Source organism: Phenylobacterium sp., from assembly GCF_031360265.1.
Lineage (GTDB): Bacteria > Pseudomonadota > Alphaproteobacteria > Caulobacterales > Caulobacteraceae > Phenylobacterium.
On sequence record NZ_JANMBF010000043.1, the window covers coordinates 1 to 2,259 of the forward strand.

Sequence of the window (2,259 nt, forward strand, 5' to 3'; positions counted from 1 at the left end):
CCGACTTCGCGCCCAAGCCGGGCGACCACCCCGACGCCATCCAGTTCTGGACGACGGGAACCACCGCGTCGGCGCACGACATCGTCGTGACCGACAACATCATCACCCGCGGCGCCGGCAGCATCATGCAGGGCATCTTCATGGGCAATGAGAAGATGCTGGAATACAAGAACGTGACGATCACCGGCAATGCGGTGGTGGGCGGCATGTACAACGGCATCTATGTCGCCGATGCCTCCAACGCCAAGATCGAGGGAAACCTGGTCCAGGGCTACAAGGACATGACCTCGTGGATCTACATGTCCAAGATCACCAACGGGGCCCTGGACAACAACCAGGCCTCAGCCTACGCCCTCTCCAAGGACAATGTGGGCGTGAATACCCACGATAACACGACGATCGCCCTGCAGCCGGTGGGCAACACCGCCATCCTGACCGCCTGGACGGCCCTCCATGCGACGCCCGCCGCGACCACCGACGCTGCGGCCACGATAAAATCGGTCAACATACTACCCCCGGTGGCGACCCTGATCGGGACCGGCCTTACCCACGACAACACGACGACCTCTCTGCAGCCGGTGGGCAACACCGCTATCCTGACCGCCTCGACGGCCCTCCATGCGACGCCCGCCGCGACCACGGACGGCTTCGGCGCGGCCGCCACGATACCCCCGGTCAGTGCGCTCCCCCCGGTGGCGACCCTGATCGGGACCGGCCTTAGCGAAAAGCTGGTCGGCACCGCCGGCGCCGACGTCATCGACGGCAAGGGCGGCGCCGACACCATGACCGGCGGTGCGGGCGACGACACCTACATTGTCGACAACGCCAAGGACGTGGTGATCGAGGCGGCGAAGGGCGGCATCGACACGGTCCGCACCGCGCTGTCGCACTACAGCCTTGGCTCGCAGGTCGAGAACCTGACGCTGACCGGCGCCACGACGCAGACCGGAACGGGCAACGAACTGAACAATGTCCTGCGCGCCAACGGCGTCTCCTCGTCGCTGAGCGGGGGCCTGGGAAATGACACCCTGGTGTCGATCGGCGGCGCCGACACCCTGACGGGCGGGGCGGGCGCCGATGTCTTCCGCTTCGAGGCGATCGGGGCCAAGCCCGCGACCATCACCGACTTCACCCGTGGGCAGGACACCATCGACCTGCAGAACCTGCTCACCAAATATCACGGCGTCGATGCGATCGCCGATCACTGGGTCAAGCTGCAAAGCGACGCCACGGGCACCACGATCCTGGTCGATGCCGACGGCCCGTCCGGCCCCGGCGGCTTCACCGCCGTGGCCAAGGTCCTGGGAGTGGCATCGCTGAGCGCCGGGCACGACTGGCTCTTCTGAACCGCCTGGCTCAAGGCTGCTTGAGATGGCCAGTCCCCGTTCGGGGCTGGCCATTCTCATGTGGGGATAGCCTGTGGCTGTCCCGAGATGCTGACTAGCCGTTGCTGACGCGCGGGGTCTTTAGCTGGCGGTCCTGGTGGATCTGCTGCTGGCCCAGGAACCACAGGTAGGGCGGCAGGCCATCCTCGACGAAACCATAGCGTCGCCCATAGGCGTCGTCGCGGCGCTCGAGCAGCAGCTTCTCGGCCGAGAGCTCTTCGGCGAACCGCTTGGCCGCCGTGGCGTCGACGCTTTTGGGCGAGGCCCCGTCGATGTCGGCGATGCTGAAATCGCCCCCCGCCACCAGTGACGCGCCGGCGATCAGCGTCAGCAGCTTGCCGCCGCCGTCGGCGAGCAGGCGTTCGACCTGCAGCTGGATGGGTTTGGCCATGCGCGCGCGAAGTTCCAGCAATGACTCGTCCAGCGCCGCCGACACATCGTCCGGCAACACGGTTCCGCGCCCGGCGTCGATCGCATTCAGGCCCGAGTGATGGCAAAGCAGGGTGGCGATATAGGGCCAGCCGCGCGCCACGCTGACGATGAAATCGCAGGCGGCGGGATCAAAGGTCAGGCCGCTCGCCCGTTCGCCGGTGGCGACCAGGCTGCGGATCTCGCCTTCGGACATCAGGGGGACGCGCACCGCCAGAATATTGCGGCGGATCGAGGGGATGTGTTCCACCAGCTCGGCAAGATCGGCCGCCACCCCGCCGATCACCACCTGCATCCGCACCGAGCGGTCGGAGAGGAACTTGATCAGTTCGGCCAGATCACGGCGGAACTCGCTGGATTCGCAGCGGTCGAATTCATCCAGGATGATCAGCGCCCGGGTGCCCGTCAGCTTGACGCAGAGGTCGGCGAACTGACGCGGCGAGAA

The 2,259-nt window shown here is 66.4% G+C and carries 2 protein-coding genes; one reads left to right on the plus strand and one right to left on the minus strand.

Features of this window, described 5'->3' with window-relative positions; all coding sequences use genetic code 11:
- Window positions 1-1,346, plus strand: a 1,346-nt coding sequence (locus tag RMN86_RS03640; protein ID WP_309604471.1) for a M10 family metallopeptidase C-terminal domain-containing protein, incomplete at its 5' end; no start/stop codon positions are given.
- A gap of 94 nt (window positions 1,347-1,440) precedes the next feature.
- Here RMN86_RS03640 and RMN86_RS03645 read toward each other — a convergent pair.
- The coding region (locus tag RMN86_RS03645; RefSeq protein ID WP_309604472.1) for a hypothetical protein at window positions 1,441-2,259 on the minus strand (819 nt) is incomplete at its 5' end.